The sequence below is a fragment of the Streptomyces sp. NPDC107498 genome (genome assembly GCF_055582805.1).
On sequence record NZ_JBVJPE010000054.1, the window covers coordinates 1 to 3,553 of the forward strand.

1 protein-coding gene is annotated in these 3,553 nt (G+C 75.3%); it reads right to left on the reverse strand.

All coding sequences use genetic code 11. From position 1 onward, the window contains the following. The coding region (locus tag ACZ66Z_RS36600) for a type I polyketide synthase (RefSeq protein ID WP_469940294.1) at positions 1–3,553 on the reverse strand (3,553 nt) is incomplete at both ends.

A 3,553-nucleotide genomic window follows, 5' to 3' on the forward strand; every position in this document is an offset into this window, starting at 1 on the left:
CCGAGGACGGTGCCCGTGCCGTGCGCCTCGACCGCGTCCACGCCGGAGAAGGTGACTCCGGCGTCCTGCACGGCCGCGCGGATCACGCGCTCCTGGGCGGGGCCGCTGGGGGCGGTGAGGCCGTTGGAGGCGCCGTCCTGGTTGACGGCCGAACCGGCCACCACGGCCAGGATCTTGTGTCCCAGGCGCTGGGCGTCCGAGAGGCGTTCCACGACCAGGACGCCGACGCCCTCGGCCCAGGCGGTGCCGTCCGCGTCCGCGGAGAACGACTTGCACCGGCCGTCCGGCGCGAGGCCCCGCTGGCGCGAGAACTCGATGAAGGTGTGGGGCGTGGACATCACCGCAGCGCCGCCGGCGAGGGCGAGCGAGCACTCGCCCGACCGCAGGGCACGGACCGCCAGGTGCAGGGCGACCAGCGACGACGAGCACGCCGTGTCCACCGTCAGGGCGGGACCCTGAAGCCCCAGGGTGTAGGCGACGCGGCCGGTCGCGACACTGCCGGCGGTGCCGGTCAGGAAGTGGCCCTCGGCCTCCTCCGGAAGCCGGCCGCCACCGCCGTAGTCGTGGTACATCACGCCGGCGAACACCCCGGTGTCACTGCCGTGCAGCGATCCGGGGGTGATGCCGGCCCGCTCCAGGGCCTCCCACGACACTTCGAGCAGCAGCCGCTGCTGCGGGTCCATCGCCAGCGCCTCGCGCGGCGAGATCCCGAAGAAGGCGGGGTCGAACTCGCCGGCCTCGTGGAGGAACCCGCCGTGCCGGACGTACGACGTTCCGGAGTGGTCCGGGTCGGGGTGGAACAGGTGGTCGAGGTCCCAGCCCCGGTCGGTCGGGAACTCCGAGACGACGTCGCGCTGCTCGGCGACGACCCGCCACAGCGCCTCGGGCGAGTCCACCCCGCCCGGGAAGCGGCAGCCCATGCCGACGATGACGATCGGGTCGTCCTCCGTGCGCGGGGCGACGGGGGCGACGGGCAGCGCGGGGGTGCTCTCGGCGCGTTCCCACGCGAGCGCCAGCGTGAAGTCGACGACGGCGGTCGGCGTGGGGTGGTCGAAGACCAGGGTGGCCGGAAGACGCAGGCCGGTCGCGGAGTTGAGGCGGTTGCGCAGCTGGACGGCGAGCAGCGAGTCGATGCCGAAGCTCTTGAACGGCTGGTCCGGGTCGATCCCGTCCGCCGACCCGCTGCCGATGACCGAGGCGAGCTGGGTGCGGACGAGGTCGAGCAGCAGACGGCGGCCCTCCTCCTCCGACAGCCGGCCGAGCTTGCGGCGCAGACCGGACTCGCCGCTCCGTCGCTGCGGGATCCGCACCAGGGAGCGCAGCACCGGGGACAGCGTCCCGGCGAGCGCGTCGGAGCGCAGCGCGGCCGGATCGAGGCGGGCCGGTACGAGCAGCGGCTCGTCGTCGGCGAGCGCCCGGTCGAGGAGCGCGAGGCCCTGCTCGGTGGAGAGCGGGGCGATGCCCCGGGTCGAGAGGGTGTCGTCGTCCAAGTGGCCGGTGAGGCCCGTGCGCTCGGCCCACAGGCCCCAGGCCAGCGAGGTCGCGGGACGGCCGGCGGCACGGCGGCGGGCGGCGAGCGCGTCGAGGAAGACGTTGCCCGCCGCGTAGTTGGCCTGGCCCGGGTTGCCGAGCACGCCCGCGACCGAGGAGAACAGCACGAAGGCCGCGAGGTCCTGGTCGGCGGTCAGTTCGTCGAGGAGGGCGGCGGCGTCCACCTTGGGCCGCAGGACGGCCGCGAGCCGGTCCTCGGTGAGCGACTCGACCACGCCGTCGTCGAGCAGACCCGCGGTGTGGACGACGGCGGTGAGCCGCACGCCGGTCAGCAGCTTCGCGAGCGCGTCGCGGTCGGCGGTGTCACAGGCCGCGAGGACGACCTCGGCGCCCAACCCGGTGAGTTCGGCGGCGAGTTCCTCCGCGCCGGGGGCGTCGGCGCCGCGGCGGCTGACCAGGAGGAGACGGCGGGCGCCGTACTCGGTGACCAGGTGCCGCGCGACCGACGCGCCGAGCACACCAGTGCCACCGGTGACGAGCACGGTGCCGTCCGGGTCGAGCGGAGTGACGCCGGTCGGGTCGGTGACGGAGGCGTGCCGGACCAGCCGGGGGACGAGGAGGGCGCCGGCCCGCAGGGCGAGCTGGGGCTCGGTGAGCACGGCGCCGGGCACGGTGCCGGCCTCGTGCGCCTCGTCCGAGTCCAGCAGGGCGAAGCGGTCGGGGTGCTCGGACTGGGCGGTCCTGACCAGGCCCCACACGGTGGCCTGGGCCGGGTCGTCGATCACGGGACCGGCGGCGCCGTCGGTCAGCACCAGCAGGCGGGAGCCGGCGAAGCGGGCATCGGCCAGCCACTCCTGGACCAGGCCGAGCGCCCAGCGCGCCGCCCGATGGGCGGCGTCGGCGAGGCCGGTTCCCGTGCTGTCGGAGTCCTGCGGCGTACCGGGACATCGGGTGGTGACCGGACATCGTACGGCGACCAGCTGCGGTACGGCCTCCGGGACGTCGGCCAGGTCGGCGACCAGGCACCCCTCGACCTCGGCCGCCGCGGCGGCGACCGGCTGCCACTCGACGCGGAACAGCGAGTCGCTGCCCCGGCCGGCGGACAGGTCGGCCGTGAACGGCCTCATCGTGACGGACTCCGCCGACAGCACGGGCTTGCCCGCGCCGTCGGCGGCGCGCAGGACCACCCCGTCCTCGCCCTGCGGGCTGAGCCACACCCGCAGGGAGTCCGCGCCGTCCGTGTGGCGGGTGACGCCGGACCACGAGAAGGGCAGGACGGTGCCGCCGTCCGTACGGAGCAGACCGACCGCGTGCAGGGCCGCGTCCAGGAGCGCCGGGTGCACCCCGAAGGTCGTGGCGTCCAGCTCGGCGGGCAGGCCGACCTCGGCGAAGACGTCGCGGCCGGAGCGCCAGGCGGCCCGCAGACCCTGGAAGGCGGGGCCGTAGTCGTAGCCCGCCTCCGTGAGGGTGTCGTAGCGGTTCTCGACGTCGATCTCCTGGGCGCCGGGCGGCGGCCACGCGGCGAGGTCGAAGTCCGCGGTGGTGTCGTCGACGTCGAGCACGGCCGCCGCGTGCCGCGTCCACGGGGCGCCCGCCTCGGCGTCCTGCGGCCGGGAGTGCACGGCCAGCTCCCGCTGCCCGTTCTCGGCCGGCGGTTCGAGGGTCACCCTCAGCTGTACGGCTTCGCCGGGCGGAAGCACCAGCGGCGCCTGGAGGGTGAGCTCGGCGAGCCGTCGCCACCCCACCCGCGCGCCCACGGCCATCGTGAGCTCCAGGAAGGCGGTGCCGGGCAGCAGCACGGTGCCGTGCACGGCGTGATCGGCGAGCCACGGCTGCGTGTCGAGGGCGAGCCGCCCCGTGTACACCAGCCGGTCCTCCTCGACCAGCTCGACCACGGCGCCGAGCAGCGGGTGTCCGGCCGAGGCCAGACCGAGCCCACGGGCGTCGGTCGAGGCCGGCTCGGGCTCCAACCAGTAGTGCTGCCGTTGGAAGGGGTAGGAGGGCAGTTCGACGGTGTGGGCGCGATAGGGCCGAAGGAGGGTGGGCCAGTCGATGGTGACGC